Source organism: Nonomuraea rosea (assembly GCF_039539705.1).
In the GTDB taxonomy this organism is placed as follows: domain Bacteria; phylum Actinomycetota; class Actinomycetes; order Streptosporangiales; family Streptosporangiaceae; genus Nonomuraea; species Nonomuraea rosea.
Genome location: NZ_BAABDQ010000143.1, coordinates 1 through 782, shown reverse-complemented (window position 1 = coordinate 782; position 782 = coordinate 1). Strand labels below are relative to the sequence as shown.

1 protein-coding gene is annotated in these 782 nt (G+C 66.5%); it reads left to right on the top strand.

Annotated elements, in window-relative coordinates:
• Positions 1–782: phosphotransferase (locus ABEA43_RS67805; protein WP_345581597.1), on the top strand; the 782-nt coding region annotated here is incomplete at both ends.

Here is a 782-nt window from a genome sequence, read left to right as displayed (position 1 = left end):
TCGGCCGCGCTCTGCATGGGAGGCTCGGCGGCGCCATCTACGCCGAGTGGCCGGACGGCCGCCAAGCCGTGGTGACTCGATTTGCGGGCTCACTCGCCGAAGCCAAGCGTACGGCCGACGTGCTTGCCTATGTCCGTGACCGCGGGCTACCGGTGCCCAGACACGATCTTGTGGTCAACCTGAACGACGGTGTGATGTTCGTGCAGGAGCGGCTTCCCAGTGCACCGCCCCGGCCTCTGACCCCGGGGAGAATAGACGCGATGGTGGAGATCAACGACCGTTTCGCCGGCGCTCTCGCCGGGCGTCCCGGCGCGCCGGGACGACTGCTGTGCCCTGATTGCGGCAGCGATCCATGTCCTCGCCACGAGGTGCTGGCGACGCACAGTCCGCGCAGCCGTTGCGTACTGAAGGAGATCCTTCGCATCGGCCGGCGAGAGCCCCGCGAGATGGTCGGCGATGACTTGGTGCACGTCGATCTCACAGCGGCAAATGTCCTCTTCGATGAGAACGACCGCGCTACCGGGGTCGTCGACTGGAATCTCGGCGCAAGCCACGGCGATCGACTCTTCGCCCTCATCCAAACCCGGATCGATCGGGAGTGGTTCGTCCAGTCGCCGGACGCCGACCCCATGGAGAACGCGGCGGCAGCCCACCTGGACGAGATTCTCGCCGACCGAATCGCCCCCGCTACCCTGCGGATGTATTGGGCACATTGGATGCTGCGGCAGCTGTGCCGGGCGGTAGGGTCCGCTCCATCCAACGTGGTCGACTGGCATCTCGAC